Source organism: Photorhabdus sp. RM322S, assembly GCF_042879395.1.
Lineage (GTDB): Bacteria > Pseudomonadota > Gammaproteobacteria > Enterobacterales > Enterobacteriaceae > Photorhabdus > Photorhabdus khanii.
On the sequence record NZ_JBHFKW010000013.1, the window covers coordinates 1 to 26,673 of the forward strand.

Sequence of the window (26,673 nt, forward strand, 5' to 3'; positions counted from 1 at the left end):
GATGGTTATGTGTCGAGAAGGCAGATAACGGTCGGGATGAAATGAATTTGCCTGGCGGCGATAGCGCGGTGGTCCCACCTGACCCCATGCCGAACTCAGCAGTGAAACGCCGTAGCGCCGATGGTAGTGTGGGGTCTCCCCATGTGAGAGTAGGGAACTGCCAGGCTTTAAATGAAGTAGAAACCCTCAGCGTCAGCTGGGGGTTTTTGCGTTTCAGGGGATGATTTTATTGACTGATTTAACCTTAGATTTGCATAAGATAGCTCACCTCAGAGGGGGGTAGGTTAAGATTCAGTTTTTTGGGTTCGAAAGTATAAGGGAGCAACCCAGCTATGACCTCAAGAAGTAGGTTTAGAGGGTTTCGATGCCGTGTATGCTCTATGTGTGAGATGTTTTTTAACTGATCAAAGAGCATTTCTATTCAATACTATTTTCTTAGCATAATTCGGTCCCATAGAGAAATATCTTTAAGTTTCATATTATTACTCGTATTTATCACCAGGATGATCTCTTGGAGCCAGTTCATTATTTAGAGACTGTGAGATATCTCCTTTGTCGCCATAGATTTTATTGGGGGTCGCCGCAGGCCTAATCGCTTATACATTCCAACCTAAAAAAACCGAGCTTGAATTTATGGGATTCTGATATCGCTATTCTTAAACGAAGTTGACGTTAGCTAACAAGTTTAGGGAACTCGGTCCGCAAGCAGATCTTAACGTATTGATTATATAAATATTTAAAATCACGAAAACGAGACATGTGGAACAGAATAAGGAGAGTCATGACCTCATCATAGGAAAGTGTTGAATGACGATGCTGCTGACTTTCACCGTTGTCGAGTAACCGTTGCTGCCTATTCACAATAAATTTCGTCTAAATTATTCGTACCTGAGGATTCCGTGAGCAACTTAAACTATAACTAACGGTAATCTTACTGATTAATAGCTATTTTGATGAAATAGCTCCTTTATCATCAAAAGATAGCTTGTTTAATTTTAATCCAAATAGAATCCCTGATTTGGATAAGAATTTACTAATAAGTTTATGGAGAATATTTTTATTTTCCATAGTAACCAGCCTCGTAAGAATTGATGACTCCTTTAATTAATGCTTTTATCTTCTTATCTGAAATCTGACTATTATTGTCAATTTTTTCTATATGTACTTTTGGTGAAATGAATGTTTCTGACATGTCGATTTCTTGGATGAAATTATCACTATTAAAATAACTAATTCTTTGCTCAAATTCCTGTGAGCTGATATTGTCCATTCTATTCTTAACTCCCTCTCTATAAAATTGTTCAAAGAAAGGCGTTAGAAGTTTAATAGAATTATTCACATGTTAGGGTCAAAATCATCATTAGAACGATAAACATAATGCCTGGCTTCCCGTTCATACGGAGGGAGATTTACTGAACAAGCGGATAAAAATAAGAGAACAGGTAAAAAATATAAAGAGCGCATAAAAAACCCTCTACAATACTAATAGTCAATTAAATAAATTGATAATGAAGAGAAATTGCTAGAAATTAATTTCAAAGTATCTGTTTGATTAACATATCTATTGCACTGAATATTACCAATAATATCCTGAAAATTTTCAATATTATTATTTTCCATAGCTATATTGTTCTCTTCTTTAGAAAATGACAATGAGGTTCAAAACTCCTAAACCGAAATTCAATGAAATAAGAATCCCCTGAGATTACATGAGCTACAAGGGATTTAAATGATAATCAGCTTTATCGATTCAATTACAGAATACGATTAATCAGCCTGTCTACCCGGATACGGCGTAAGCGACGGATAAGTTTACGTACTTTGACTGGGTAAAGCTGGATACTGTCCAGTTCCTGATAATGACTGACAATCGTAGTATGAGTACGGATACAATTTAGTTCTTTTGTACGTTGTTCCTGCATTTCTTTATTAGGATCGTGGATAAGAATTGCATTTTCTAAATCCAGTCCCCAGGCACGAGGATTAAGATTATTTCCTGTAATCAACTGCCATTGATTATCTATCCACACACCTTTCAGATGGTAGCTATTATCACCATCTTTCCATAGTCGTACAGTGAGTTGGTCGCTATCCACATAGCGCTGTAGTCTGCTGATAAAACGGCGCAGGTTGATTTCATATAGATAGGGTAATGCACCGATAATTCTAAATGGCTCTTCCGGTGGAATATAAAAATCGTTGGCAGTTTTATCGCCAACAATAATTTCGACTTGTTTACCCTGACGAAGTAGATGAATAATCAGTCGGACAATGATAGCTGGAAGGTTAAAATACGGAGTACAAATAATCAGCTTTTGTTCTGTGCTGGCGATAAGATGACTGATGGTTTTATTTAGAAGATTTTTCTTCCCCAGACCGGCAAGCGGAGTGACAGACAATTCATCGTTCGTTGCCTGATTATTTATCTGATAAGTCGTGTGTCGCAGAGAAGAACGAAATTGACGGATCAGAGTTTTAATTTCAGGGCTACGGGGGCGATTCTTACAATTCAGTTTTTGTACAGCACCTGTAGCGATAATGTCATTATCAACAAAGTGCTTCATTGCTTCTGCAAGTTTTGCATTGCGAAACAAATGGTAGCGATCATAACGATATTTATCATGTTGGTGGAGATAAACATCATTAATACTCGCTCCGCTATAAATCACCGTGTCGTCAAAGATAAAACCTTTTAAATGTAAAACTCCCAGTGCTTCACGGGTATTTACTGGTACACCTAATACTGGAATTTTTACATCAGAATATGTTTCTGTCATGGAACAATACCAATCGGCATTAGTTGCCATTGCAGCATCACCAATTCGTCCACGTTGTGCTCGATGCCAGTCAACAAGAACTTTAATGTCTAGGTTCGGGCGTTGTTGTTTAGCCAGATAAAGTGCATTAAGGATATCTCTTCCTGCGTCATCGTTTTCCAGATAGAGAGAGATGATATAAATATGTTTTTCAGCGCTAGCAATTTTTTCCAGCAGGGTGCTGCGGAACACTTCTGGTTGATAAAGTGTTTTAATATCAGCAACTGACTGAGGTAGCTTAGGCAGTTGTGCAAGGTGTTGTTGGTGTTTAGCTTGTTTGAATTTAGACAACATCACAGTGCGCTTTTTCTCTTATGTTGGATGGCTGAAATACGACTATATAAAGCAATGAATCAAATGATCTGGCGATAATACCATTAGTTTGGCTAATTGTGAGCATGATTTAACGCTCTGCTACCTAATGATTCAAGTCTGTGCGATTCATCACGTAGTTGATTTAAAGTTCGAGGGCTAAGTTTACAATACCATCCTCAAATTGAACATCTATGGTAAATCCAAGTTTTTTAGCCAGTTTTATCATAGTACGGTTTTCTGGCATGGTGATGGCGTTGAGGCGGCTTATGCCATGTTCCCGCGTATAATTAATCAGCTTAATCATAAGCTGATGTCCAAGGGTAATCCCTTTTAAATCAGAGCGTACCAGTACAGCGAATTCTGCTTCGACATTATCAGGATCAGCTATGGCACGGGTGACACCGATAATTTCCGGGTTAGTCTTAGGATGACGCACGGCAACAAATGCCATTTCACGATCGTAATCAATTTGAGTCATATTTGCTAAATCATCGTGGGTGAATTCGCTGATTTCACTGAAGTAGCGGTAATAAAGATCTTCTTTGGTAACCTGACCAATAAAATCTTTCAGCAGTGGCTCATCTTCTGGCAGAATTGGACGCAGAAGGCATTCTGCACCACTTTTCAGTTTTATGGTTTCTTCCAGTTCGCTTGGATATGGGCGGATAGCTAATCTGGTCCGTGGATCGCCTTCTATCGAAGATAATTCCATTGAAACATCCAGTAGTGTGAACTCATCGTCAGAAGCCAGTAATGGATGAATATCGAGTCGTACAATTTGTGGGCAATCAAGTAATAGGTTAGATACTTGAACCAAAAGTCGGCTAAGTGCCAGCACATCTAATGATTGAGGGGAGCCCCTGAGTTTAATTTTCCTGCTTTTTATGGCTTGAATAACCAGGTATCGCGCTAATGCCATATTAAGCGGCGGTAATGCTACGGCTGCTTGTGTTTCATGTGACCATTCAACACCACCTTCTCCCAGCATAATCAGTGGACCAAATACTTCGTCTTGTTCTACTGCGATACGCAACTCTTGTGCTCCGGCACGATTTGCCATGCTCTGAACTAACAGTCCCTGAACTCTTGCTTGAGGGAAGTTTTGATTGACTCGTTCGATAATCGCTTGAGCAGAAGTTCTGACTTCATTTGCGTTTCGCAAATAGAGCATAACCCCCTGAACTTCTGATTTATGTGGGATATCTGGTGAACGTAATTTCAGGGCGACAGGATAACCGATCTGTTGGGCAATATTGACTGCTTCATCACTGTTATGCGCAATCCAGGTTGGAAGTGTATTGAGGCCATAGGCTTCCAAAATAGGTTGAACTTCATGGGTATCCAGACGCGAATTCCCCTGTTCCAGAGCTTGTTGTATGCACTGATGGACGCGGGCCGTATTGGCTGTGATGTTTGCTGATAGTGCTGGTGTTTCTGTTAATTGTTTCTGATTGCGGCGATATTCCACCATATGCATAAAAGCAGTAACGGCACCTTCCGGGGTTCGGTAAGTTGGAATACCTGCTTCACTGAACAGACGGCGGGCTTCTTGTGAAGAATACTCTCCGCACCAGTTGGTGAAGATAGTCAGCCATTTTCCCCGTGGATGTTTACGGATTGTTTCAATGACTTTTGTGGCGGTCTGAATGCCGGGAGCAATTGCGCTAGGAGAATGAATAAGTAACAGAGCATCATGGTCATGGCTGTCTAGCAAAGGTTTTAGTGCGGAGACGTAACGTTCCACCGTAGAGTCATCTTTTAAATCCAGTGGATTGTGTAAGGCGATAGTTTCTGGCAGGTGTGTTTTCAATGCTTTCGTTGTTTCTTCACCTAACGTTGCTAACTTACCGTTACGACGGAATAACTCATCCAGCGCCATTGCTGCTGGAGCAGCACCATTGCTGATGATAAATAGTCGCTCTCCCCGTAAAGGTGACATATGGCTTAACGTTTCTACAGCAGAAAACATTTCATGTGTATCTTGCACCCGCAATAATCCAGCTCGCTGAATTGCTGCGTCATAGGCAGCATCCAGGTTTTGTTGTTCACCAAGTAATTTCTGGGCCCGCTTGGTGCGGCCGCTTTTAACCACCAAAATAGGTTTATTGCGGGAAGCACTTCTGGACGCTGAAAGAAAGCGACGGGCGTCATGAATATGCTCCAGATAGAGCAGGATAGCGCTGGTTTTACTGTCACGAGCCAGAAAATCAAGCAGATGATCAATATCAATATCTACACTGTCGCCCAATGCGATAAAGTAGGAAAATCCGACTCCTCGGTGTTGAGCCCAGTCAAGAATCGTATTTGATACTGCCGCAGATTGAGAAATAAAGGCTAGTTTCCCTTTGAGTATTGGAACTGGAGAAAAGCTGGCGTTTAATCCTTGCCAGGGGGCTAATAATCCCAAACTGTTTGGTCCAAGTAGCCGTATACTATAGCGCTGGCAACACTGTTTTAGCTCAGTAAATTGGGGCTTTGGTGAGGAAAGAATAATAACTGTTTTGCAACCAAGTTGCCCCAGTTGTTCCAGACTTTGCAAATTGCGGCTATGATGAGTACAAATAACAGCCAAATCTGGTGTAATCGGTAATTTATCTATTGAAGGATAGGCTAAAACCCCTTGAACGGAACTGCTATTGGGTGTTATCGGCAGTATTGGTCCGGCAAATCCTCCTGCAAGTAGGTTGCGCATCATAACGGAACCCGCTCGTTCTGGTTTTTCTGAGGCGCCAATTACCGCAATGGATTTAGGGCGTAATAAAGCTTCAAGTCCGCGCTGGCTCATCAGGAGGCTCCTTGTTAGCGATTAATGTGGTCACTGTAACGGATTTTGTTGGTCATTGCTGTGATTTACGCTATCGGGTGATGAGGTTTACCTGCCAGATATTGTTGATGAAAATAGCTAACAATTTACCTGTATTACTGGGTTTCATTGGCTCGGTATCAAACATGATAAGACAAAATCGGCTGGTTGCATTCGCCAGTTCGATTGTATCGCACAGACAACTTTTTTATGGCAGTAGACAGTAAGAGCAACGTTCTATACGGCAACCACGGGCACGAAAGGGACGAGTAGAGCGAGCGAGGCGCTGCTGGCGCAGTTGGAAGACGGCATTATCATTCATAAATCAGGAACCTGGGTCCTTCAGGTAAAAGGTAGGAAAAAAATTAAAGGCATATTTTAATGGATTGTAGGTGTCAGAGGTAGCTTACCATGCACACATCAGGTAATCTTCGCGCCATAAAGTAGTTGGAGAGACGAATGAACGATTCATATAGTGGTAAAAATGGCAAAGTCAAAGTGATGTATGTCCGTAGTGAGGACAGTAATGACAGCCGCAGCAATAACAAACGTCCGTCGGGCAAAGGACGCGATCAAGGTCAGCGTCGTCGGGACGATGAGCGATCATCCCGTTCTCCGCGTGTTACTGAGCGTGAAAGATCGCCTTGGAAAACAGTTTCTCGCCCTGAGAGTGATTCTTTAACGCCAGAGCATGGCGGTATCAGTGGGAAAAGTCAGATTGATCCAGAGCAGCTTCGTCGTCAGCGAATGGAAGAAACCCGGATTTATGGTGAAAATGCTTGTCAGGCGATGTTTAAGAACCGTTCTGAGGCGATAGTTCGTGCTTGGTTTGTTGAGTCAGTGACACCACGCTTCCGTAATGCTCTAAAATGGATGGCTGCCAACCGCAAAGCTTATCATGTTGTGGATGAAGCTGAACTGGCGAAAGTGTCAGGTACTGAGCATCATGGTGGTGTTTGTTTTCTGATTAAAAAACGCAGTGGTTTGGATGCGGAGACCTACCTGAAAAGTGCTCCGGTAAAAGACTGTGTTCTGGCTCTTGAAGATGTGGGTAATCCACATAACCTCGGTGCTATTATGCGAAGCTGTGCGCATTTTGGTGTGCAGGGTGTGATTTTGCAGGATGTGGCTTTGTTAGAATCTGGTGCGGCTATTCGTACAGCAGAGGGTGGCGCTGAACATATTAAAGGTATTGATGCTGATGGTTTTACCACCACACTGAATAAATTTCGTGAAGCTGGTTATACCATTGTGACAACATCCAGCCATAAAGGCAGCACCAATTTAGCTAAAGCTAAATTACCCGAAAAAATGGTTCTGGTACTTGGTCAGGAACATGATGGCTTGAGTGACAGTGCTTGGGAACATGGCGATATGAGTCTGTTCGTCGGCGGCACAGGTTTGATTGAAAGCCTGAACGTTTCTGTTGCAACTGGCGTTATGCTGGCAGAGTGGTGGCGACAGAATAGAGCCTGATGGAAAAAGCGGGAGCCGTGGGTGCTCCCGTTTTGCTATTTAAGATTCAGTGGGCTCCGCTAACACTCTCTTTACTGCCTTGTATGAATGGGGGTTTCGCTAACCAGACGAGTATAATTAAAATCAGGAATACACAGGCGGAGAGCCAGAATATTTCATTTGCTGAAATTATGAGTCCCTGATGGGTAATTTCTTTTGCCAGATAACCCGAAATTTGCTGGTTATTCATTCCCAAGGCCGATAATTGCTGATAAATCTGTTGAGTATCGGGGCTATAAGGATTGATGTGTTCTGTAAAATGAGCGTGATGCATTGATTCGCGTTGAGTCCACATGGTCGCTGTTAGTGATGTTCCTATTGAGCCTGCCAATGTTCGGATAAAGTTAGACAAACTGGATGCAGATGCCACACGTTCTGGTGGTAAGCCAGAAAGGGTAATGGTTGTTAGCGGCATAAAGAAACAGGCGATAGCAAATCCTTGAATAAATTGAGGCCATGCAGAGGCGGCAAAATCCATTCCTGGTTCGAATGTATATGCACGCCAGTAATAACAGACAGAGTACATTACAAAGCTGAATGTCACTATGTAGCGCATATCTACTCTATTGCCGAACTTACCAATCAGCGGAGATATTATCAATGGCAACAATCCTACTGGCGCTAATGCAAGTCCTGCCCAGGTTGCGGTATAGCCAAACACTTCCTGTAATAATTGAGGTAACAAAACGATTGTGCCGAAGTAGAGTAGATAAGCCAAACTCAAACAGAGGCAACCAATAGTAAAATTGCGTTCTTTGAACAGCGACAAGTCAATAATTGGATTGTCATCGGTCAATTCCCATACTGTCAAAAATACCAATGAGATTACGGCGATAACAGCCAATACGATAATTTCGGTAGAATTAAACCAGTCCAGTTCTTTACCCTGATCCAGCATAATTTGCAAACAACTCACCCCGACAACCAACAACACGAGTCCTATTGTGTCGATAGGTTTGATCTGTGTTTGGGTTTCACGTCCTTTCAGCGTTTTCATCGCAATTAGAATAATCGCTATACCAACAGGGACGTTGATAAAGAAAATCCATCCCCAATGATAGTTATCACTGATATAGCCGCCCAGAATAGGGCCAAAAATCGGTGCGACAATAATAGTGATTGACCATAACGCAAGCGCCATATTTCCTTTGGCGGGGGGATAATTATTCAGTAACAGGCTTTGCGAAAGAGGAATAAGAGGACCAGCAACTAACCCCTGAATAACCCGGAAGAAGATTAGCATTCCAAGGCTGTTGGAAATCCCGCATAGCCAGGAAGCTATAGCGAACAGGGCTGTTGACCAGATGAATAGCTTAACTTCACCGATGCGCTTTGCCAGCCATCCGGTAATCGGGATGGAAATTGCATTTGCAACACCGAAAGAGGTAATGACCCAAAGTCCCTGAGAATTTGATGACCCCAGATTACCTGAGATAGTGGGTATCGCTACGTTAGCAATTGTGGAATCCAAAACTTGCATGAAAGTTGCCAAAGATAGCGCAATGGTCATCCATGCAAGTTTGACCCCTGTGAGCGGCTGTTTCATCACTGTTGCCTTCTGTCTGTATTGTTTTTAAGCGTTATTATTAATTATGTCGTTGACTATTTTATTTGCAGGGGACATATCTATTGTCAGCGCAGAGGTGTGATAAGCCGATTTGGTGCGTGTTCTGTCAGACAGAACAGGGCCATCAGAACGGGTGGTATCTACTCTTACTTTAGTCGAGAGGCCGATACGTAATGGGTATTTTTCTAATTGTCCAGGCTCCAGTGTAATGCGGACGGGTAAACGTTGAACAACTTTAATCCAGTTTCCACTGGCATTCTGGGCAGGCAACAAAGAGAAAGCACTGCCTGTACCCATATCAAGACCAGTGATTTTGCCGCTGAATATTTTGCTTCCACCGTAGAAATCGCTGGTGATTTCGACGGATTGGCCAATACGCATATCGGCAATTTGAGTCTCCTTGAAGTTAGCTTCTATCCACATATCGTTTGCTGAAACTATCGCCATTAGAGGTGTGTTTTTATTGATTTGTGCGCCAACCTGTACACTGCGGCGTGAGACATAGCCATCAATTGGGCTGACTATTTTAGTGCGTTGGAGCGCCAGCCAGGCGTTACGGACCTCTGTTGCTGCTTGTTCAACGGCAGGTTGTTTTTCTAGTGGCGTATCACGAATAACTGCCTGATTGGCGTTATATTGCTCGATAGCGATATCCAGAGCGGCCCGGGCACTGGCAACGGCTTCCTGTGCATGTTGCAGCTCTTCTTTACCAATCACTTTCTGAGCGCTAAGTATTTCACGACGGCTGAGATCATTTTGAACTCTGGTCAATTCAGAGCGGCGCAAAGCGATATTAGCCTGATATTGTTTACTGTTGACTATTTGCTGATGAGTCTGGCGAACACTGTTAGCCAGTGCTGTTTTTGCTTTTTCCAATGTTAACTCTGCATCACGGGGATCGAGTTGTACTAATACACTGCCGCTTTTCACAAAGTCAGTATTATCGAAGTTAACTGTAATTACACTGCCGGTAACTTGCGACATAATCTGAACTTGATTGCCTGTAACGTAGGCATTATCTGTTTCTTGATGGTGGCGTAAGATGAGAAACCAATAAAAAGAGTAGGTAACACCAAGCAGAGTAAATACAAGAGTTAGTAATACTAAGGCACGACTGCGTTGTCTTTTTTTGTTATCGGTTGGATTTTGTGGTGCTGGTACTTCAATTTCCTCATTTGTGCTCATAGTAATCTCCATGCTTGTTATCTATCTTTTGGCCACTATCATCTTTCGGCTCACTTTCCAGTAGTGGTATGTCATCACTACTGGAAAGATGAATCACACAGAATCCAATGTTATCGAAGAATAATAGTTAGCTTTTGGCAGAAAAGATCATCTTGGCTAACAAGGAAATTTTTTTCGAACAATTTAACCAGAAAATTATTGTTTGGATGAAAATCGCTCGATCAAACAATAAGTTATTTTTTGATACAATCGCCCATTGTATCAAGTCTGACCAGTAATTTTCTCATTAACTTCTCTAACTGTTTTTGTTCCTCCTGGTCAAGGCATGACCAAAGTCTTCTCAAGCAATCATGTTGAGGTGGAAGTAAACTATTTAAAAATTTTGTACCTTGATCTGTCAGGTGAAGGTGAAGACAGCGACGATCGTTATGACTTTCCTTTCTTTCAATCCACTCCTGCTTTTCTAATTCATCAGCAATACGCGTGGCATTAGTACGGGAAGAACCTAATGCGGCACTTAATTCTGATGGTTGGATGCTGTGGCTTTCTTTAGTATCAAGGATCATCAGGGCCATGAACAAAGTCTCATTGATTCCTTGAGCTTTCAGCATATTATTACGGTTTTCAAGCAATTTGCTTTGGACGTGCATTGATAACCTAGTCAACAGGATCTCTTGATAAGGGATATCTTTATTTAATTTGGCTTGCTGTGCTGCACGAATATTCAGTAATTCTTCGGTAGGCGTAAACGAACTTTCCATTATTTAGATACCTTATTAGTTTCAACTGGTAAGATAACTTTTGTTATCAAACATCCAAATGGTATATTAAAAGATAAATTTAGCAATTGTAGTTATTTATTATCATCATATTTCTTTTGATATTGATACCTAATTCATAAATATTTTGAATGTTAGTCCAAAAAGCAGTGCGCCGAATAGTGTTGCGAGTATAATTTTCTTTGTTTTGTAAAAAATTAAACAGATAGTTAAAAAGCCCACCAGGGTAGGAAATAGCTTTTTACTGTCTCTCATTACATCAGGTACACCTGATACGATGAGTAAAGCGCAAATAGATGCAATGCCAATGCTGTCAAGAATAATGCCTGTTTTTCCGCCTTGTTTGCCACCAGACTGACGCGCTTTACCAAAACGCAGTGGCAGATAGCGGAATAAAAAGTTAGCTAATCCAACAAATAGCCCGATGAGCAAAATTCTACTGTCAATCATTGTGTTTCCTTTTGTTCATAAGTGTCACTGCAACTGTTTCGTGGTTGTAACAATGCGGCGATACAGCCACCGACAATACCTGCCAGAATGGCAACAGGGATTGAAAAAAGAGTTATTCCCAACAGTGCCCCAATTAGCGCTGCTGCAACACAATAACTGTTTTGTTTTCTACAAGATGCAAGCAGAAAACTGAGAAATAGTGCCGGTAACATGAAAGTCATGGCAGCTTCTATCGCAGGGTAGGATTCCAGATAACCGTTGCCAAGAAATGCGCCGGCTGCTGTACCAACAACCCAGGCAAGCCAGGAACAGCTTGCAATAGCCACCATCCAGTTTTCACTCCAACTACGTTGGTTCTTAATCAGTTTTGCGGTGGCTGCGGCAAAAACTTCATCTGTCAGACCAAAAGCCCAGATAAGGGTTTTTTTCTCTGTTAGTTTATCTTTGATACGATGTCTTAAAGATGGACCATACAGGATATGGCGAACATCCATTGCCAGTATTGTCAAGGCAGAAACCCATAATGACATGCCCGCGCTCAGTAAGGCCGTGATAACGAACTGGCTTGCACCGGCGTAGATGATGCATGAAAAGAAAATGGCTTCTATTGGGTTGAAGCCAAGTTTTACCGCGCTAAGACCAAAAGCAAAAGCGACGGGAATGTACCCGATTACGATGGGTAAACTGTCCATGATTCCCTCAGTAAAGGAAGATTTTTTACTGGACAAAGGCGTTAATGCGTCAGGAGCAGGCATACAAAATATCCGGTTATATAAATGTTATGTAACATTAACAAAAGGAAATCAAATAGAAAATATTATCCTTAATAAATGTTTCATAAATGTTTTTATTTAGACATTTTTTTGCCATAACTTGTTTCTTGCAACGTTTTTGGCTCATGCTTTTTGCCTAAGAACCACACGATCAGGCTGATTATACAGATGGTCATTCCGGCGGCGGCAACGCCATACCAACCCGAATGTTTATAAGCATAACCTGAAACGAGAGAGCCAAGAGCGCCACCAATAAAATAGCTGGTCATGTAAGCAGAGGTGAGTCGGTTTTTGGCTTCTGGCATGATACGGTAGATCGTACTTTGATTGGTAACGTGAACACCCTGAACCGCAGTATCGAGGAGCAGAATACCAATCAAAAAGCCGATTAATGATTCTTTGGCGAAGCCAATCGGTATCCATGAAATAAGTAGTAGCACCAGAGAAATGCTGGTGGTCAGAGAACCTTTTCCTTTATCAACCAGTTGCCCGGTTTTAGTTGCCATCAGTGCTCCTGCGGCACCGACTAACCCAAATAAACCGATTATCCCTTCGGAGTAGTTAAAAGGAGGTGCTGAGAGCAGGAATGCCATTGATGTCCATAGAAGACTAAAATTGGCAAATGTCAGTGCTCCCAGTATGGCACGTACTCTTAGAAGGGGAGTTGTGGCGACGAGTTTTACAATAGAGCCAAGTAATTGGCAGTAATTGAGAGTGGTCACTTGTTTGTAACGAGGCAGGCAGCGCCATAATGTTAGGGAGAGAATCACCAATAAGACGCTGGCAACCCAAAAAATAGTTCGCCAGCCACCAAGCGTAGTCATTGCTCCGGAGATGGTTCTTGCCAGTAATATTCCAAGTAGCAACCCACTCATAATTATACCAACGGCTTTTCCTCGTTGATGGGGAAGAGCAAGTGTTGCCGCCAGAGGGACCAGTACTTGGGCAACAACTGAAAATAAACCTGTTAGTGCAGTTCCCAGCAACATTTGCCAGATATTCTGCGACAGAGCGGTAATCAGCAATCCAACAGCGGCTAACATTGTCATTGAGACAATCAGGCTGCGTCGTTCAAACATATCACCTAATGGTACAAGGAATATCAGGCCAACGGCGTAGCTCAACTGAGCTGTGGTCACAATAAACCCCGCTTCGCTGACAGTCAGGTCAAATTGTAACGCGATAGTATCAAGCAGCGGTTGTGCATAATAGTTACTGGCAACAACCAAACCTGTGGCAATTGCTATCAAAGCAATCAACCCTGGATTTAACGGTGTACGGGAAATATTTTCTTCCATAAATGTGTTTCCTTATGCTCGAACGGCAGGTTTAGAGGGAGTGGGTAACTCACTAAAAGTGAGCGCATTGTAGTGAGTTTTTATTATTAGATTCAACGATAAAACCGAGAGGATGGTAGAAAGAAACCTGCAAATATTGATTGAGTTATCCAATTCGGTGTAAGGGAAAATAGACATAAAAAATAGTGAATTGGTATAGGCCAATTCACTGTGGTATTCAGAATGTTAATTATTTCTGGCGGCTTTCGCGGCAGTTTCAATCCAGTTATCAAATAATTTTTGGTGAGCTTTGAGCCAATTGTTTGCGTGGCGTTCGATATCTGCTTGCGATGCTTCACCATTATGCATCCGCAGGTTTTGGGCGTTAATATCAGCAAGCGGTATTTTCATAATAGAAAACAACTTAGCTGCTGCTGGGTTATCTTCTGCCCATTTTCTATTGGCGGCAATATGCATAATACTTGGCGGGAAACCGTAATTAGCGCCGTTTGGTAGTTTGGTATCTATTTTTTCACCGTCAGGCATAGCCGAGAAAGGCACTTGTAGCCAGACAACATCTCTGCCTGGTTTCAGCACATCACTGATCCAGTAAGGTGTCCATGTGTAATATAAGATGGGTTTACCTTCTTTATAGCGAGTCATGGTATCCGCCATCATGGCGGCATAATTTCCTTGATTATGTTCAACACTATTGTTCAAGTCATAAGCTTTAAGGTGATGGTTAATCGCGGCTTCACAGCCCCACCCTGGGTTACAGCCGGTAAGATCGGCTTTGCCATTACCGTTGGTATCAAATAATTTGGCTATTTTCGGATCTTTCAGTTGGACAATATTCGTGATGTGGTATTTTTCTGCTGTTTTTTTGTCGATCAAATAACCTTGAGCAGCATTTTCTACGTAATTACCAACACGGTAAAATTTGGCATCTCCCCCTGCTGCCCGATATTGGTTGTTGTGTAGTGGTTCCCAGCTTACCGCCATAAAAGTCGCATCACCGGAAGCGATAGAGGAGTAGGCAACATTGTAGTCTACTTCTTTGATTGGTTTGACATCATAGCCAAGTTTTTCCAGTGCTTTATTGACGATAAGAGTCTGAAATGTTTCTTCGGTAATGGTGCTTTGTACTGGCTGTACACTGATACCTTTACCCGGTAACTCGACAGCGAATGATTGAGAGCTTATCAGTGATGACAAGGTTATAGCCCAGATAACTATTTTGCGCATAGTTTTTCCTCCTGTAGTCGTCATCATAATTTTTTATTAAAAATTTGCGGTTTGATATATGCCTTTGCAAGGCTATGCTTTTTTGCTGAATAAATGGGTAACTAACCCAATTGGCCCGGAGGTATACCAATGATTTCCTCCTTTGGTACGGCTGTCGCGGCCAAGAGATTGTGTCAGACGGTCAAGGAGAATCGCGAGAATAACGATCCCGACCCCACCTACCGCGGCAAGGCCCATATCAAGACGACCAATACCCCGCAGAACCATTTGACCTAAACCACCGACGGCAATCATTGAGGCGATAACAACCATTGACAGCGCGAGCATCAGAGTTTGGTTTATACCGGCCATAATTGTCGGCATAGCCAGCGGTAACTGAACTTTAAACAGCATTTGGCGAGGGCTGGCACCAAAAGATTCGGCTGCTTCTATCAGATCTGGCGGAACCTGTTTGATACCCAAAATTGTCAGACGGACAATTGGAGGTAAGGCGAAGATAATGGTGACGATAACTCCAGGTACGTTGCCGATACCAAATAGCATGACAATTGGCACCAAATAGACAAACGCCGGCGTGGTTTGCATAGCATCAAGCAGAGGACGGATGATTTTGGCGGCCCTTCCACTGCGTGTCAGCCAGATACCCAGTGGTAAGCCAATGATGATGCAGAACAGCAGAGATGTCAGAGCCAAGGCCAGAGTGACCATAGCTTCAGACCATGCTCCGATTGCACCAATAATTATCAGCGAAACAAGTGACACAATACCCATACCAATGCCTGATAGCTGCCAGGCAATCAGAGCAAAAAACAGGATTGCAACAGGTGCGGGCATTGAGGTTAGAAATTGCTCAAAATTGCTGAGAACAAAATCAATTGGGACACGCATCTCCTGAAATGCCGGGCGAAAATTCAGTACAACCCAGTCAATAGCATGGGTTACCCATGAGTCTAAGGGAATAAGGGGGTGTTGGAATGGATCCATGATATTGAAATGTTCAGGTTGTACGGTTGTTGCTGGTGCATCCAGCCAGTCAGAACCGGCTGAATTGTCAACACTGGCTTCGCTACTCCAGGGATCTACGCTATCAACCGAGGAGGGATGGGGATCCCTCGTATCCTGTGTAGGTTGAGTTTGATGTTCGTTTTGATTATCCATTTGGTGTCTCCTTATCTAAAGCCTGCAACAGCATCCCTTTGGAAATAACGCCGATGTATTTGTTGTTATCCCCAACAACCGGAACCGCACAAGGTGATTGTGCTACAACAGAAATCAATTCATTGAGAGGCATATCCGCAGCAACGGCGGCTGGCTCTGTCAGTATGGCGTGTTCGATCGGTTTTTTTCCCCGTAATGCTTTTTCCAATGAATTTACGGAAACCACACCCGCGAACTTTTGCCCACGTTCGATCAGATAACCATAATTCCTGTTCTCGTCATCCAGGACTTTCAATGCGGAAAGAGGGCCAAAACCTGGCGCAACATGAAGAAGCGAGTCTGGGCGGCGGCGAGCGACATCTTTGGCGCTGAATACATGGCTGATATCTACGCCCCGGAAAAAGGTTTTCACATAGTCGTTTGCCGGATTATTTAGGATTTCATCAGGTGTCCCGACTTGTACAACCACACCGCCTTGCATAATGGCAATTCGATCCCCGATACGCATTGCCTCATCTAAATCATGGGAGATAAAGACGATGGTTCGTGGCTGATTACCTTGCAGACTGAGTAACTCGTCCTGCATTTCTGTACGAATTAATGGGTCAAGGGCAGAAAATGCTTCATCCATCAGCAAAATATCCGGGTTATTAGCCAGTGCTCTGGCAAGCCCGATACGCTGGCGCATTCCGCCTGAAAGTTCATCAGGGTAGGATTGCGCATAACTTTCCAGGTTTACCTGTTTCAGTGCATCCAACGCTTTTTTGTGGCGTTCTTGCTTGGGGATGCCAGCAAGTTCCATGCCAAAAGCCGTATTTTCCATGACGTTTAAATGTGGCATCAGTGCGAATGATTGGAAAACCATACTGATTTTGTTACGGCGAACGTCTCTTAACGCTGTTTTTGAAATCTCAGAAATATCTTCCCCATCAATTAATACCTGACCGCGAGTCGGTTTTATCAGACGATTGAGAAGGCGTACCATGGTGGATTTGCCTGAGCCTGACAATCCCATGATGACAAATATTTCGCCTTCTTCAATGGCCAGATTGGCATTTTGTATACCAATAGTCAGACCTGTCTTTTCAAATATCTGATCTTTATTCAAGCCAGAATTCAGCAATTTGAATGCATATTCTGGATGCTTGCCAAATATTTTATAGAGGTTTTTAACTTCGAGTTTAATTGCCATGAAATAGTTACTTTCCTTTCAATGGTTATTTAATAATTTTATGCATTATTCATCTCTGCATGATTCTTTGAAGATATATACCCTAACATACTGAGAGAGCCTGACAACCCTATGTTAATGTTAATTAATGTAAAAAATAGTGATATGAAATTAATTGGAGTAAATGTATTTGGCGTTATTTCATTATTATTAGCAAATTATTTTCTATGAATTGATTCTACTGTCGAAAGGGTGATTTGTTTCTATGTTATTGTTATTAATATGTTTTTGTGACTTAAAGATAATAATTAGGCAATTGTATTTTAGATGGAATTGGTTATTAATTTATAATATTGATTATATCTGATTAGAATGAAATTTAATTTATTATTAATTAGACTTATTAATGTTTTTTGTCGTTTGAGATGAGGAGAATGGCTGTTTCTGGCAAAAAATGTTCACAGGAATTCGTTGCAACTGTAAAAAACACCATAAAAATATAAGGATTTTATGGCATTTTGTCGTTTAAAAAACAGGCTTAATGATATTGTTTTTGAATATTATCGTATTATGGTTATCTGATGTTCGAAATATTTTATATAAAATAAAGTCATTTTCTTCAGAAATCCCAATCTTCATCCTCTGTATTAATTACTTTACCAATAACATACGATGAACCTGAACCAGAAAAGAAATCATGGTTTTCATTTGCACCAGGTGATAATGCGGAGAGTATTGCCGGGCTGACATTCGTCGTTTCTGAGGGAAATAAGGCTTCATATCCAAGATTCATTAATGCTTTATTGGCATTATAATGTAAGAATTTTTTAACATCCTCAGTCCAGCCAACAATACCATAAAGCTCTTCTGTATATTTCACTTCATTTTCGTATAAATTTAATAACAATGAAAAAGTAAAATCTTTAATTTCTTTTTTCTCTGGTTTAGCGTATTTATCCAATGATTTTTGGAATTTATATCCGATATAATAACCGTGAATAGCTTCATCTCGGATAATAAGTCGGATTAAATCGGCTGTGTTTGTTAATTTTCCCCGACTTGACCAATACATCGGTAAATAGAAGCCTGAATAAAATAAAAATGATTCCAGAAAAACACTGGCGACCTTTTTCTTTAATGGATGGTTATCACAATAATAATTTAAGATAATTTTAGCTTTATTCTGCAATGAAAAATTCTTTTCACTCCAGCGATAGGCGTCATCCACATCAGTAGTCAGACATAATGTTGAAAAGATGGAACTGTAAGAACGTGCGTGAACAGCTTCCATAAAACTAATATTGGACATAACCGCTTCTTCGTGGGGTGTCAGTGCGTCTTCCATCAATGCCGGAGCGCCGACAGTGTTTTGGATGGTGTCCAATAGGGTCAACCCGGTAAATACCCGGGTAGTCAGTTTTTTCTCTTCTGCCGTCAGTGTATTCCATGAGGGAATATCATTAGATAACGGAATTTTTTCCGGTAACCAAAAGTTAGTTGTTAGCCGGTTCCAGACTTCCAAATCTTTGTCATCTTCAATACGGTTCCAGTTAATTGCATATATAGGGTTACTGATCATAATAAATTTCCAGCATTAATTTTACAGTGAGCATGAAACACAGCCTTGTATTTCTGTACCTTCTAAAGCGGTTTGTCTCAGACGAATGTAATAAAGTGTTTTGATCCCTTTACGCCAGGCATAAATTTGGGCTTTGTTAATGTCGCGTGTAGTGGCACCATCTTTAAAGAAAAGTGTCAGTGATAATCCCTGATCAACATGTTGAGTCGCTGCGGCATAAGTATCAATAATCTTTTCCGGCCCTATTTCATAAGCATCTTTGTAATATTCAAGATTATTATTGGTCATAAATGGAGCAGGGTAATATACTCTTCCTGTTTTGCCATCTTTACGGATCTCAATACGGGATACAATCGGGTGAATACTTGAGGTTGAATTGTTGATATATGAAATAGAACCTGTGGGAGGAACAGCCTGAAGATTCTGATTGTAAATACCATGAGCCATCACTGAGGCTTTTAATTCAAGCCAGTCTTGTTGTCTGGGAATAGTTATTCCTGCTTGTTCAAATAGTTGACGGACTTTTTTTGTCTGAGGTTGCCATGATCTTTCCGTATATTTATTGAAAAATTCACCACTGGCATAACGGGAATTTTTAAAACTTTTAAAGTAGCTATTTCGCTCAATTGCAATCTGATTTGAAGTACGCAAAGCATGATAAGTGACGATATAGAAATAGATGTTTGTGAAATCAATCCCTTCTTCAGAACCATAATGAATGCTTTCCCTTGCCAAATAACCGTGAAGATTCATTTGACCCAAACCAATTGCATGAGAATCCTGATTTCCTTTCTCGATAGAAGGAACTGAACCGATATGGCTCATATCTGATACGGCAGTTAAGGCGCGAACAGCTGTTTCAATAGAAAGGGCAAAATCAGGTGAATCCATTGTATGAGCGATATTCATCGATCCCAGATTACAACTAATATCTTTCCCGATGTGGAGGTAATTTAAATCATCTTCATATTCACTGGCACTGTTAACCTGTAAAATTTCGGAACATAAATTACTCATATTGATCCGACCTTTAATTGGGTTTGCATGATTCACGGTGTCTTCATACATAATATAAGGATAACCGGATTCGAATTGGATCTCAGCTAACGTCAGGAAGAATTCACGGGCATTGATTTTTGATTTGCGAATTTTTTTGTTATTTACCATCTCAGCATATTTTTCTGTAATGCTAATTTCAGACATTGGCACGCCATAAACCCGCTGAATATCATAAGGTGAGAATAGATACATTTCTTCATTGTGTTTAGCCAATTTAAAAGTGATATCAGGAATGACGACGCCAATGGAGAGTGTTTTTATACGGATCTTTTCGTCGGCATTTTCCCGTTTTGTATCCAGAAAACGGAGAATATCAGGGTGGTGAGCATTGAGATAAACGGCACCTGCACCCTGGCGTGCACCGAGTTGATTGGCATATGAAAATGCATCTTCCAGCATTTTCATTACTGGAACGACACCTGATGACTGATTTTCAATCATTTTTATTGGTGCACCGGTTTCCCGCAGATTACTTAGTAAGCAGGCGACACCGCCGCCACGTTTTGAAAGCTGTAATGCTGAATTGATTGAACGCCCGATGGATTCCATATTATCCTCAATTCGCAGCAGGAAACAGGAAACCAGTTCTCCACGCTGCTTCTTACCACAATTAAGGAAAGTTGGTGTTGCTGGTTGAAAACGGCCACTGATAATTTCATCGACCAAACGGTCAGCCAATACCTGATCGCCTTGAGCTAAGGTCAGTGCTACCATGCATACCCGATCTTCATAGCGTTCCAGGTAGCGTTTATTATCGAAGGTTTTCAGTGTATAGCTGGTGTAATATTTAAATGCGCCCAAAAAAGTTTGAAAGCGGAATTTTTTGCTATAAGCTTGCTGAAAAAGCTTTTTAACAAAAGTAAAATCGTATTGTTTTAGTACTTCAGTTTCGTAATATCCCTTTTGCTGAAGGAAATCGAGTTTTTCTTTCAGATCATGAAAAAAGACCGTGTTCTGATTTACATGTTGGTGGAAATAGCGATGAATGGCCAGTTTGTCTTTATCAAACTGAATATGTCCTTCATTATCGTACAGATTGAGCATGGCATTGAGAGCATGATAATCCTGCCGCTCGTTAATTTGGAAAGTCATGGTTGCATATTCTCTGGTGAATAATGTTGCCAGAATCTTTGGATACCCTGGCGTACTTGATGTACATCTTCTTCAGTACCCAATAGTTCAAAACGGTATAGGAGTGGTATCCGACATTTTTCTGAAATTATCCGTCCGGCGATACCGTAAGCTTCGCCAAAGTTTGTATTCCCGGCGGCGATGACTCCCCGAATCAGCGCCCGGTTTTCGGCAACATTTAGAAACTGGATCACTTGTGGTGGAACCGCGCCTTTAGCACTTCCACCACCATAACTTGGTATTAGTAAAATGTAAGGTGAAGTTACATTGAGCAGATTACCTGATTGGTTTATCGGAATACGAAGAGCTGGCATCTTTAGCTTCTGGACAAATCTGTAGCTATTTCCGGATGAACTGGAGAAGTAGACCAGCGGATTCATGTTCATAATAAACCTACAAATTCTCAGATAACGCATTGATTTTATCAGGGTGGAACCCTGACCAATGCTGTGTACCTGCGACTACGACGGGAACTTGCTGGTAACCCATAGTGTGGACAGCCGCTAAAGCTTGTTGGTTTTCGGTTAAATCAATAATCTGATAAGGAATATTTCTTTGGTTTAGAGCCTGATAGGTTGCGTCGCATTGTACGCAGTCAGGTTTGCTATAAATAGTAATGCTCATTAATGACTCCTTATTCAGTTTGTGGGTGTGTAATGACGAAATTTGGTTCACAGGTAACCGTTTCCCGAAAGGCTACAACTTGATTTATACTATATGTGGTGAAATCTTATTTCAACCATACTATATATAGTGTTAATTTTACATTGAGTGACTGTCATCAAAATTACGGTGTTGTTTATTCTCTATTGTCCGGGAGACTTTTCCCCTATTGGGGAAATTTAAGTTTTCTAGTCGGTGGTAAGGGAGCAACTGAATTCATCATTGCAATTTATTAAAAAGACGATTTACTCTAATCCCTATAATAATTGATATTTTTTCAATGGAGGAGGTGGCTATGTATCATCAGTATTTTGATACACCTAAAGGATTCCCGAAACCGTATGTTCATATCGCTGCGGATGATAAGGGAGTAACCAGTCTGTATTTTGTTGATGAAAAAACAGCGCTTGAAGTGAAAAATGATATCACTAAACAGTGCGTGAAGGAGCTACGGGGGTATTTCACGGGTAAACGTACCGGGTTTGCTGTTCCACTCAATCCGGCAGGAACTGAATTCCAGCAGCGTGTATGGTCGCAGTTATGTAAGATCCCGTTTGGCGAAGTGCGGAGTTATAAGCAGCTATCATTGGCACTAGGTTCAGTCAATTATTGTCGTGCTGTAGGAATGGCTAATTCTCGTAATCCTATCTCATTAATTGTACCTTGCCATCGTGTTATTGGACATGATGGTAAATTGGTGGGATATACTGGTGGCCTGAATATTAAAAGCTGGTTACTGGAACATGAAAAAGCATAACAGTTTGTTTGTTTAATAAATTGCCTGATAAAAGACCAGGGAAGGTGATAGAATATTTACATATGTGCATTATTTGGCAGCAAAACTAAATAAAAGATAAGATCTATTGTATTTTATTATGCTTTTCGTGATCTTGGTTATAGACAATCAACCAATTTATTTGCTGTACTGTATATGACACAGGTTTTGTGTCTTATTTTCACGTTAAAGGTAAGTTTGATGTCAAAAATTAAAGGTAACGTTAAGTGGTTTAATGAATCCAAAGGATTCGGGTTTATCACTCCAGAAGATGGTAGCAAAGACGTATTTGTGCATTTCTCTGCTATTCAGAGCAACGGATTTAAAACTCTGGCAGAAGGTCAAAAGGTAGAGTTTGAAATCACTGACGGCGCTAAAGGTCCATCTGCTGTAAACGTTGTCGCTATCTGATTTTAACTCCGTATTTTGAAAAACCCGTTGATACAACGGGTTTTTTTTGATTTTTGTGATGTGTGTGTAATTTTAAATTTAAAGCTCGTTCATCAATGCGAAAGCTAAAATTGTCATCAGTAGTGAGCCGAAAAGATTAAGCAAAACTGTTCCCAATGCCCATCCTAGTTTTCCATCCAGTAACAAATAGGCGACTTCTACAGAAAACGTGGAAAAGGTTGTTAAACCTCCGCAAAAACCGGTGGTTAGCATGAGTTTCCAGACCGGATCAAGATGGATGGATTTATTAAAATAGGCTAACCCTAGCCCGATGATCAATGCACCGATACAGTTAACGGTAAGGGTACCAACCGCGATGTTAGTAGAAATACTATTAAGGTGGAGGCTGATAAACCAGCGTAATACACTGCCTAAGCCACCACCAATAAATACAGCCAACATAATATTAATCATAGTAAATCTTATGATTATTTGACTTCTTCGCCTCTGGCTTGCAAATCAGCGTGATAAGAAGAACGAACAAATGGTCCACAGGCAGCGTGGGTGAATCCCATAGCCAGAGCTTCTTCTTTCATTTCATCAAATTCCTGTGGGCTAACGTAGCGTTGTACCGGTAAATGATGGCGGCTGGGTTGTAAATATTGGCCCAGAGTTAGCATGGTGACACCATGGCGGCGTAAATCACGCATAACATCAAGAATTTCTTCGTTGGTCTCACCAAGACCTACCATCAGGCCAGATTTGGTCGGAATATCGGGATGGGCTTCTTTGAACTTTTCGAGCAATTTCAGTGACCATTCATAATTTGCGCCAGGGCGTACCTGACGGTAAACCCGTGGTACGTTTTCCAAGTTATGGTTAAATACGTCAGGGGGTGTCGCTGTCAATATTTCAAGTGCACGATCCATACGTCCACGAAAATCAGGAACCAAAGTTTCAATTTTAATGGATGGATTTTTTTCACGAATAGCAGAAATGCAGTCAGCAAAGTGTTGAGCGCCGCCGTCACGCAGGTCATCACGGTCAACGGAGGTGATGACGACATAGCGCAGTGCCATATCTTTGATGGTTTGTGCCAGTTTTACCGGTTCGTTGGTATCGGGCGCCATTGGGCGGCCGTGGGCTACATCACAAAAAGGACAACGGCGGGTACAGATTGCGCCAAGGATCATAAAAGTTGCTGTACCGTGGTTAAAACATTCAGCCAGGTTAGGGCAGGAAGCTTCTTCACAGACGGAATGCAGACCATTTTTGCGCATGGCCGATTTGATACCCTGAATGCGGCTGGAATCCGCAGGAAGTTTGATTTTCATCCACTCAGGTTTACGCAAGATTTCTGTACGTTCGGTAATCACTGTTTTGACAGGGATCAGCGCCATTTTGTCTGCGTCACGGTACTTAACTCCGCGTTCCATCTGAATTGGTTTACTCATAATCGTGCTGGTTCCAGTGTTAAATTCATCAGGTTGAGACTTATCATTCAGCCTATTGCATGATAAATCCATTAAAAAATTTTTGAAAAATATTAAAAAATTATAACATCTTTAACTATTCAGTTTAAATCCTAACTGTTGGCAGAATTCTTCTACCAAAATAGGTTGTACTTGCTCAACAGTAATTCCGGGAACTAAATCACTGAGTTGAATCATTCTCATACCGGCATAGCCACAGGGATTAATACGCAGAAATGGTTCTAAATCCATGGCGATATTAAGTGCCAGCCCATGGAAAGAGCAGCCTTTACGTATTCGTAATCCTAGAGAGCAGATTTTAGCTTCCTCGACATAAACACCTGGAGCATCCGGACGGGCATAAGCTTGTACATCAAAGTGAGCGAGTGTTTTAACCACGGTATCCTCTATTGCTGTAACCAGTTGCCGTACACCAATTTTGGCGCGTTTGATGTCAATCATGATATACATGACCTGCTGGCCGGGACCATGATAAGTGACTTGTCCACCGCGATCGGATTGAATAACCGGGATATCACCGAGAGATAGCAGATGTTCAGACTTACCTGCTTGTCCTTGAGTAAACACTTTTGGATGTTGTACCAGCCAGATTTCATCGGATGTATCAGTATTTCGCTGCTCAGTAAACAAGTGCATTGCATCAGAAATCGGCTCGTAGGGTTGTATTCCTAATTGGCGTAAGAAGATCGTTTTATGTTGCAATTGAAACATCATTTGATAGCTATAAGATTTGGTCAGTATAACCCTCAGAAGAGATTCTCACCAGTTTAGTCCACTTGAAACTGTGGTGTTTCTGATAGATAAAGGATCCCCCGTGAAATTACAGGGGATTTATTCTGGTTTGTATTACAACACTACCCGTACCAGTTCAAGGTTACCTAACTCTTCATACAGAGTTTCTACCTGTTCAATATGAGTTGCGTTAATAGTAATGGATACTGAGTGGTAATTGCCTTTGCTGCTTGGTTTCACTTGTGGAGAGTAATCGCCCGGTGCATGGCGCTGAACTACTTCAACGACCTGATTGACTAACTCAGGTTCAGCCAGGCCCATCACTTTGTAAGTGAATGAACAAGGGAACTCAAGCAGTTCATTTAATTTCGTTTTCATGGGCACTCCTGTTTTGCTTTCCGCAATACGTACGGTCAGTCTCTTCTGTAAAATTTGATATCTTCCCCCCGCTTTTAAATCGCGGGGATTTTTATTGCGGTCAGGCTGTAGCCTGGTTCGCTTCTTGGGTTATGTTTTTTTGTAGTTTAACTATTTCAAGGATTAGCCAAACCAATGATGAAATAGCAGTTTGATGTAATCGATAAAACGGCTGAAGATGCTGCCTTCTTTCACTTCGTTCATAACGACTAATGAGCGCTGTTCGACAGTCTTGCCATCAAGTTGAAAATTGATGGTGCCGACGACCTGACTTTTCGCTAACGGTGCGTGTAATTCAGTATTATTCATGACATAGCTGGCTTTCAAATCTTTCAGACGTCCACGGGGAATAGTCAGATAAACATCTTTATCAACGCCTAGCTGAACCCTATCGTTGTCTCCGAACCAAACCGGTTCAGAAGCGAATTCTTTGCCAGCTTTCAGTGGCGAGACAGTTTCAAAGAAACGGAACCCCCAAGTCAGCAGTTTCTTGCTCTCTGTTTCACGGCCCTTATAAGTATGGCCGCCTAATACCGCAGAAATCAGACGCATATCGCCTTCCGTTGCAGAAGCGACCAGATTATAGCCTGCAGCATTCGTGTGGCCGGTTTTTATACCATCTACATTTAGGCTTTTATCCCATAATAAGCCGTTCCGGTTTGTTTGACGGATATTATTGTAGGTAAATTCTTTCTCTTTATAGATAGCATACTCTTCAGGAACATCGCGGATCAGTGCTTGACCAATTAACGCCATATCACGGGCAGAGCTGTATTGGCCTTCCGCATCCAGACCATGAACAGTTTTGAAATGTGTATTCTGTAAGCCAAGGGATTTTACATAACCGTTCATTAGATTAACGAAAGATTCTTGGCTACCGGCAACATAATCTGCCATTGCAACACAGGCATCATTACCGGATTGCAGGTTTATACCGCGAGATAACATAGAAACCGAGACCTGATCTCCTGGTTTGAGGAACATCAGGGAGGAGCCTTTAAATACCGGATTACCTGTTGCCCATGCATCAGTGCCAACAGTGACCATATCATTTGGGCCGATTTTGCCTGATTTGATTGTCTGGCCAATAACGTAACTGGTCATCATTTTTGTCAAGCTGGCAGGGTCACGATGTGCATCTGCATTCATTTCAGCCAGAACTTTTCCTGAGTTATAGTCGATAAGAATATAAGCTTCAGCATCGATCTGAGGCACACCTGGGATCATCGTTTTCAGGTTTACATCGTTCCCATCGGCAAAGGCAGAAGCACTTATTGCCAGCGCAATACTTAGGGTGGCACTTTTTATAAAACGAGAAGTGATTGTATATTTCATGGTCGGTTGGACAACATCCGTGAGAAAAGGTTGATATCGGGCCAC

24 protein-coding genes, 1 rRNA gene and 2 pseudogenes are annotated in these 26,673 nt (G+C 41.7%); 4 read left to right on the plus strand and 23 right to left on the minus strand.

Annotated elements, in window-relative coordinates:
- Positions 1–50: 50 nt before the first annotated feature.
- Positions 51–166: ribosomal RNA gene (rrf, locus tag ACGF63_RS09645) — 5S ribosomal RNA — on the plus strand.
- Positions 167–675: 509 nt separating this feature from the next.
- Here the strand turns inward: rrf and ACGF63_RS09650 are convergent.
- The 5 genes and pseudogenes from ACGF63_RS09650 to ACGF63_RS09670 form a co-directional block, all read right to left on the minus strand.
- Positions 676–798, minus strand: a pseudogene (locus ACGF63_RS09650) (IS982 family transposase); the annotation flags it as partial.
- A gap of 259 nt (positions 799–1,057) precedes the next feature.
- Entirely contained in the window at positions 1,058–1,339 is a 282-nt protein-coding gene (locus ACGF63_RS09655; RefSeq protein WP_152964171.1) for an Exc2 family lipoprotein, read from the minus strand.
- A 415-nt stretch (positions 1,340–1,754) separates the two neighbouring features.
- On the minus strand, positions 1,755–3,110 hold the full coding sequence (gene pssA / locus ACGF63_RS09660) for a CDP-diacylglycerol--serine O-phosphatidyltransferase (protein WP_152964170.1): 1,356 nt from the start codon (positions 3,108–3,110) through the stop codon (positions 1,755–1,757).
- A gap of 163 nt (positions 3,111–3,273) precedes the next feature.
- Entirely contained in the window at positions 3,274–5,916 is a 2,643-nt protein-coding gene (locus ACGF63_RS09665) for a bifunctional acetate--CoA ligase family protein/GNAT family N-acetyltransferase (RefSeq protein WP_387630399.1), read from the minus strand.
- A 115-nt stretch (positions 5,917–6,031) separates the two neighbouring features.
- Positions 6,032–6,256: pseudogene (locus tag ACGF63_RS09670) on the minus strand (DTW domain-containing protein); the annotation flags it as partial.
- 137 nt (positions 6,257–6,393) lie between these two features.
- Here ACGF63_RS09670 and ACGF63_RS09675 point away from each other — a divergent pair.
- The gene (locus tag ACGF63_RS09675) at positions 6,394–7,410 is read left to right on the plus strand and encodes a tRNA/rRNA methyltransferase (protein ID WP_152964168.1); all 1,017 of its coding nucleotides are present in this window, start codon (positions 6,394–6,396) and stop codon (positions 7,408–7,410) included.
- 46 nt (positions 7,411–7,456) lie between these two features.
- Here the strand turns inward: ACGF63_RS09675 and emrB are convergent, their stop codons facing one another.
- The 13 genes from emrB to nrdH all read right to left on the minus strand — a co-directional run bounded on the left by emrB (position 7,457) and on the right by nrdH (position 21,447).
- Complete coding sequence (emrB, locus tag ACGF63_RS09680) at positions 7,457–8,998, minus strand: multidrug efflux MFS transporter permease subunit EmrB (RefSeq protein ID WP_036850426.1); 1,542 nt, start codon at positions 8,996–8,998, stop codon at positions 7,457–7,459.
- A 24-nt stretch (positions 8,999–9,022) separates the two neighbouring features.
- Positions 9,023–10,201, minus strand: a complete 1,179-nt coding sequence (gene emrA / locus ACGF63_RS09685; RefSeq protein ID WP_036850436.1) for a multidrug efflux MFS transporter periplasmic adaptor subunit EmrA — start codon at positions 10,199–10,201, stop codon at positions 9,023–9,025.
- Positions 10,202–10,434: 233 nt separating this feature from the next.
- Positions 10,435–10,962 (minus strand): transcriptional repressor MprA, encoded by a 528-nt coding sequence (mprA, locus tag ACGF63_RS09690; protein WP_021323081.1) that lies wholly within the window; start codon positions 10,960–10,962, stop codon positions 10,435–10,437.
- A gap of 129 nt (positions 10,963–11,091) precedes the next feature.
- A complete protein-coding gene (ygaH, locus tag ACGF63_RS09695) occupies positions 11,092–11,427 on the minus strand; it encodes an L-valine transporter subunit YgaH (protein ID WP_198539154.1) in 336 nt (111 codons plus the stop codon).
- The gene (locus ACGF63_RS09700; RefSeq protein ID WP_152964166.1) at positions 11,427–12,185 is read right to left on the minus strand and encodes an AzlC family ABC transporter permease; all 759 of its coding nucleotides are present in this window, start codon (positions 12,183–12,185) and stop codon (positions 11,427–11,429) included. Before ACGF63_RS09700 ends, ygaH begins: the two co-directional genes overlap by 1 nt.
- Positions 12,186–12,277: 92 nt before the next feature.
- Positions 12,278–13,501, minus strand: coding sequence for an MFS transporter (locus ACGF63_RS09705; protein WP_387630404.1), 1,224 nt, complete (start codon positions 13,499–13,501; stop codon positions 12,278–12,280).
- 225 nt (positions 13,502–13,726) lie between these two features.
- Positions 13,727–14,725: a glycine betaine/L-proline ABC transporter substrate-binding protein ProX gene (gene proX / locus ACGF63_RS09710; RefSeq protein WP_387630407.1), complete on the minus strand. Its 999-nt coding sequence runs from the start codon at positions 14,723–14,725 to the stop codon at positions 13,727–13,729.
- A gap of 72 nt (positions 14,726–14,797) precedes the next feature.
- Positions 14,798–15,883, minus strand: a complete 1,086-nt coding sequence (gene proW, locus ACGF63_RS09715) for a glycine betaine/L-proline ABC transporter permease ProW (protein ID WP_152964163.1) — start codon at positions 15,881–15,883, stop codon at positions 14,798–14,800.
- On the minus strand, positions 15,876–17,075 hold the full coding sequence (gene proV / locus ACGF63_RS09720; protein ID WP_152964162.1) for a glycine betaine/L-proline ABC transporter ATP-binding protein ProV: 1,200 nt from the start codon (positions 17,073–17,075) through the stop codon (positions 15,876–15,878). Before proV ends, proW begins: the two co-directional genes overlap by 8 nt.
- A gap of 598 nt (positions 17,076–17,673) precedes the next feature.
- On the minus strand, positions 17,674–18,633 hold the full coding sequence (gene nrdF / locus ACGF63_RS09725; RefSeq protein ID WP_036850445.1) for a class 1b ribonucleoside-diphosphate reductase subunit beta: 960 nt from the start codon (positions 18,631–18,633) through the stop codon (positions 17,674–17,676).
- Positions 18,634–18,654: 21 nt separating this feature from the next.
- Positions 18,655–20,784, minus strand: coding sequence for a class 1b ribonucleoside-diphosphate reductase subunit alpha (gene nrdE, locus ACGF63_RS09730; RefSeq protein ID WP_152964161.1), 2,130 nt, complete (start codon positions 20,782–20,784; stop codon positions 18,655–18,657).
- Positions 20,781–21,203 carry a class Ib ribonucleoside-diphosphate reductase assembly flavoprotein NrdI gene (gene nrdI, locus ACGF63_RS09735; RefSeq protein ID WP_162524278.1) on the minus strand — a complete coding sequence of 141 codons (423 nt, stop codon included), beginning with the start codon at positions 21,201–21,203 and terminating at the stop codon, positions 20,781–20,783. Before nrdI ends, nrdE begins: the two co-directional genes overlap by 4 nt.
- A 13-nt stretch (positions 21,204–21,216) precedes the next feature.
- Positions 21,217–21,447, minus strand: coding sequence for a glutaredoxin-like protein NrdH (nrdH, locus tag ACGF63_RS09740; RefSeq protein ID WP_152964160.1), 231 nt, complete (start codon positions 21,445–21,447; stop codon positions 21,217–21,219).
- Positions 21,448–21,781: 334 nt separating this feature from the next.
- On the opposite strand from nrdH, the gene ACGF63_RS09745 reads away from it, so the two are divergent.
- Together ACGF63_RS09745 and cspE are read left to right on the plus strand one after the other, a co-directional pair.
- Positions 21,782–22,243 (plus strand): methylated-DNA--[protein]-cysteine S-methyltransferase, encoded by a 462-nt coding sequence (locus ACGF63_RS09745; RefSeq protein WP_036850449.1) that lies wholly within the window; start codon positions 21,782–21,784, stop codon positions 22,241–22,243.
- A gap of 219 nt (positions 22,244–22,462) precedes the next feature.
- On the plus strand, positions 22,463–22,672 hold the full coding sequence (gene cspE / locus ACGF63_RS09750; RefSeq protein ID WP_021323071.1) for a transcription antiterminator/RNA stability regulator CspE: 210 nt from the start codon (positions 22,463–22,465) through the stop codon (positions 22,670–22,672).
- Positions 22,673–22,750: 78 nt separating this feature from the next.
- On the opposite strand, the gene crcB is transcribed toward cspE, so the two are convergent.
- The 5 genes from crcB to dacA all read right to left on the minus strand — a co-directional run bounded on the left by crcB (position 22,751) and on the right by dacA (position 26,628).
- Positions 22,751–23,125 (minus strand): fluoride efflux transporter CrcB, encoded by a 375-nt coding sequence (gene crcB / locus ACGF63_RS09755; RefSeq protein WP_036850451.1) that lies wholly within the window; start codon positions 23,123–23,125, stop codon positions 22,751–22,753.
- Between the two features lie 14 nt (positions 23,126–23,139).
- Positions 23,140–24,105 carry a lipoyl synthase gene (lipA, locus tag ACGF63_RS09760; RefSeq protein WP_036850452.1) on the minus strand — a complete coding sequence of 322 codons (966 nt, stop codon included), beginning with the start codon at positions 24,103–24,105 and terminating at the stop codon, positions 23,140–23,142.
- Between the two features lie 111 nt (positions 24,106–24,216).
- Positions 24,217–24,858: a lipoyl(octanoyl) transferase LipB gene (gene lipB / locus ACGF63_RS09765; RefSeq protein WP_036850454.1), complete on the minus strand. Its 642-nt coding sequence runs from the start codon at positions 24,856–24,858 to the stop codon at positions 24,217–24,219.
- Between the two features lie 132 nt (positions 24,859–24,990).
- Positions 24,991–25,254, minus strand: a complete 264-nt coding sequence (gene ybeD / locus ACGF63_RS09770) for a DUF493 family protein YbeD (protein WP_011145617.1) — start codon at positions 25,252–25,254, stop codon at positions 24,991–24,993.
- A gap of 162 nt (positions 25,255–25,416) precedes the next feature.
- Entirely contained in the window at positions 25,417–26,628 is a 1,212-nt protein-coding gene (gene dacA, locus ACGF63_RS09775; RefSeq protein WP_152964159.1) for a D-alanyl-D-alanine carboxypeptidase DacA, read from the minus strand.
- Positions 26,629–26,673 lie beyond the last annotated feature (45 nt).

What these genes read in the sequence shown, in the direction of transcription:
- pssA (WP_152964170.1), bottom strand. Translation starts at nt 3,110, where the DNA reads ATGTTGTCTAAATTCAAACAAGCTAAACACCAACAACACCTTGCACAA.
- ACGF63_RS09665 (WP_387630399.1), bottom strand. Translation starts at nt 5,916, where the DNA reads ATGAGCCAGCGCGGACTTGAAGCTTTATTACGCCCTAAATCCATTGCG.
- ACGF63_RS09675 (WP_152964168.1), top strand. Translation starts at nt 6,394, where the DNA reads ATGAACGATTCATATAGTGGTAAAAATGGCAAAGTCAAAGTGATGTAT.
- emrA (WP_036850436.1), bottom strand. Translation starts at nt 10,201, where the DNA reads ATGAGCACAAATGAGGAAATTGAAGTACCAGCACCACAAAATCCAACC.
- mprA (WP_021323081.1), bottom strand. Translation starts at nt 10,962, where the DNA reads ATGGAAAGTTCGTTTACGCCTACCGAAGAATTACTGAATATTCGTGCA.
- ACGF63_RS09700 (WP_152964166.1), bottom strand. Translation starts at nt 12,185, where the DNA reads ATGCCTGCTCCTGACGCATTAACGCCTTTGTCCAGTAAAAAATCTTCC.
- ACGF63_RS09705 (WP_387630404.1), bottom strand. Translation starts at nt 13,501, where the DNA reads ATGGAAGAAAATATTTCCCGTACACCGTTAAATCCAGGGTTGATTGCT.
- proX (WP_387630407.1), bottom strand. Translation starts at nt 14,725, where the DNA reads ATGCGCAAAATAGTTATCTGGGCTATAACCTTGTCATCACTGATAAGC.
- proW (WP_152964163.1), bottom strand. Translation starts at nt 15,883, where the DNA reads ATGGATAATCAAAACGAACATCAAACTCAACCTACACAGGATACGAGG.
- proV (WP_152964162.1), bottom strand. Translation starts at nt 17,075, where the DNA reads ATGGCAATTAAACTCGAAGTTAAAAACCTCTATAAAATATTTGGCAAG.
- nrdF (WP_036850445.1), bottom strand. Translation starts at nt 18,633, where the DNA reads ATGATCAGTAACCCTATATATGCAATTAACTGGAACCGTATTGAAGAT.
- nrdE (WP_152964161.1), bottom strand. Translation starts at nt 20,784, where the DNA reads ATGACTTTCCAAATTAACGAGCGGCAGGATTATCATGCTCTCAATGCC.
- nrdI (WP_162524278.1), bottom strand. Translation starts at nt 21,203, where the DNA reads ATGAATCCGCTGGTCTACTTCTCCAGTTCATCCGGAAATAGCTACAGA.
- nrdH (WP_152964160.1), bottom strand. Translation starts at nt 21,447, where the DNA reads ATGAGCATTACTATTTATAGCAAACCTGACTGCGTACAATGCGACGCA.
- ACGF63_RS09745 (WP_036850449.1), top strand. Translation starts at nt 21,782, where the DNA reads ATGTATCATCAGTATTTTGATACACCTAAAGGATTCCCGAAACCGTAT.
- cspE (WP_021323071.1), top strand. Translation starts at nt 22,463, where the DNA reads ATGTCAAAAATTAAAGGTAACGTTAAGTGGTTTAATGAATCCAAAGGA.
- crcB (WP_036850451.1), bottom strand. Translation starts at nt 23,125, where the DNA reads ATGATTAATATTATGTTGGCTGTATTTATTGGTGGTGGCTTAGGCAGT.
- lipA (WP_036850452.1), bottom strand. Translation starts at nt 24,105, where the DNA reads ATGAGTAAACCAATTCAGATGGAACGCGGAGTTAAGTACCGTGACGCA.
- lipB (WP_036850454.1), bottom strand. Translation starts at nt 24,858, where the DNA reads ATGATGTTTCAATTGCAACATAAAACGATCTTCTTACGCCAATTAGGA.
- ybeD (WP_011145617.1), bottom strand. Translation starts at nt 25,254, where the DNA reads ATGAAAACGAAATTAAATGAACTGCTTGAGTTCCCTTGTTCATTCACT.
- dacA (WP_152964159.1), bottom strand. Translation starts at nt 26,628, where the DNA reads ATGAAATATACAATCACTTCTCGTTTTATAAAAAGTGCCACCCTAAGT.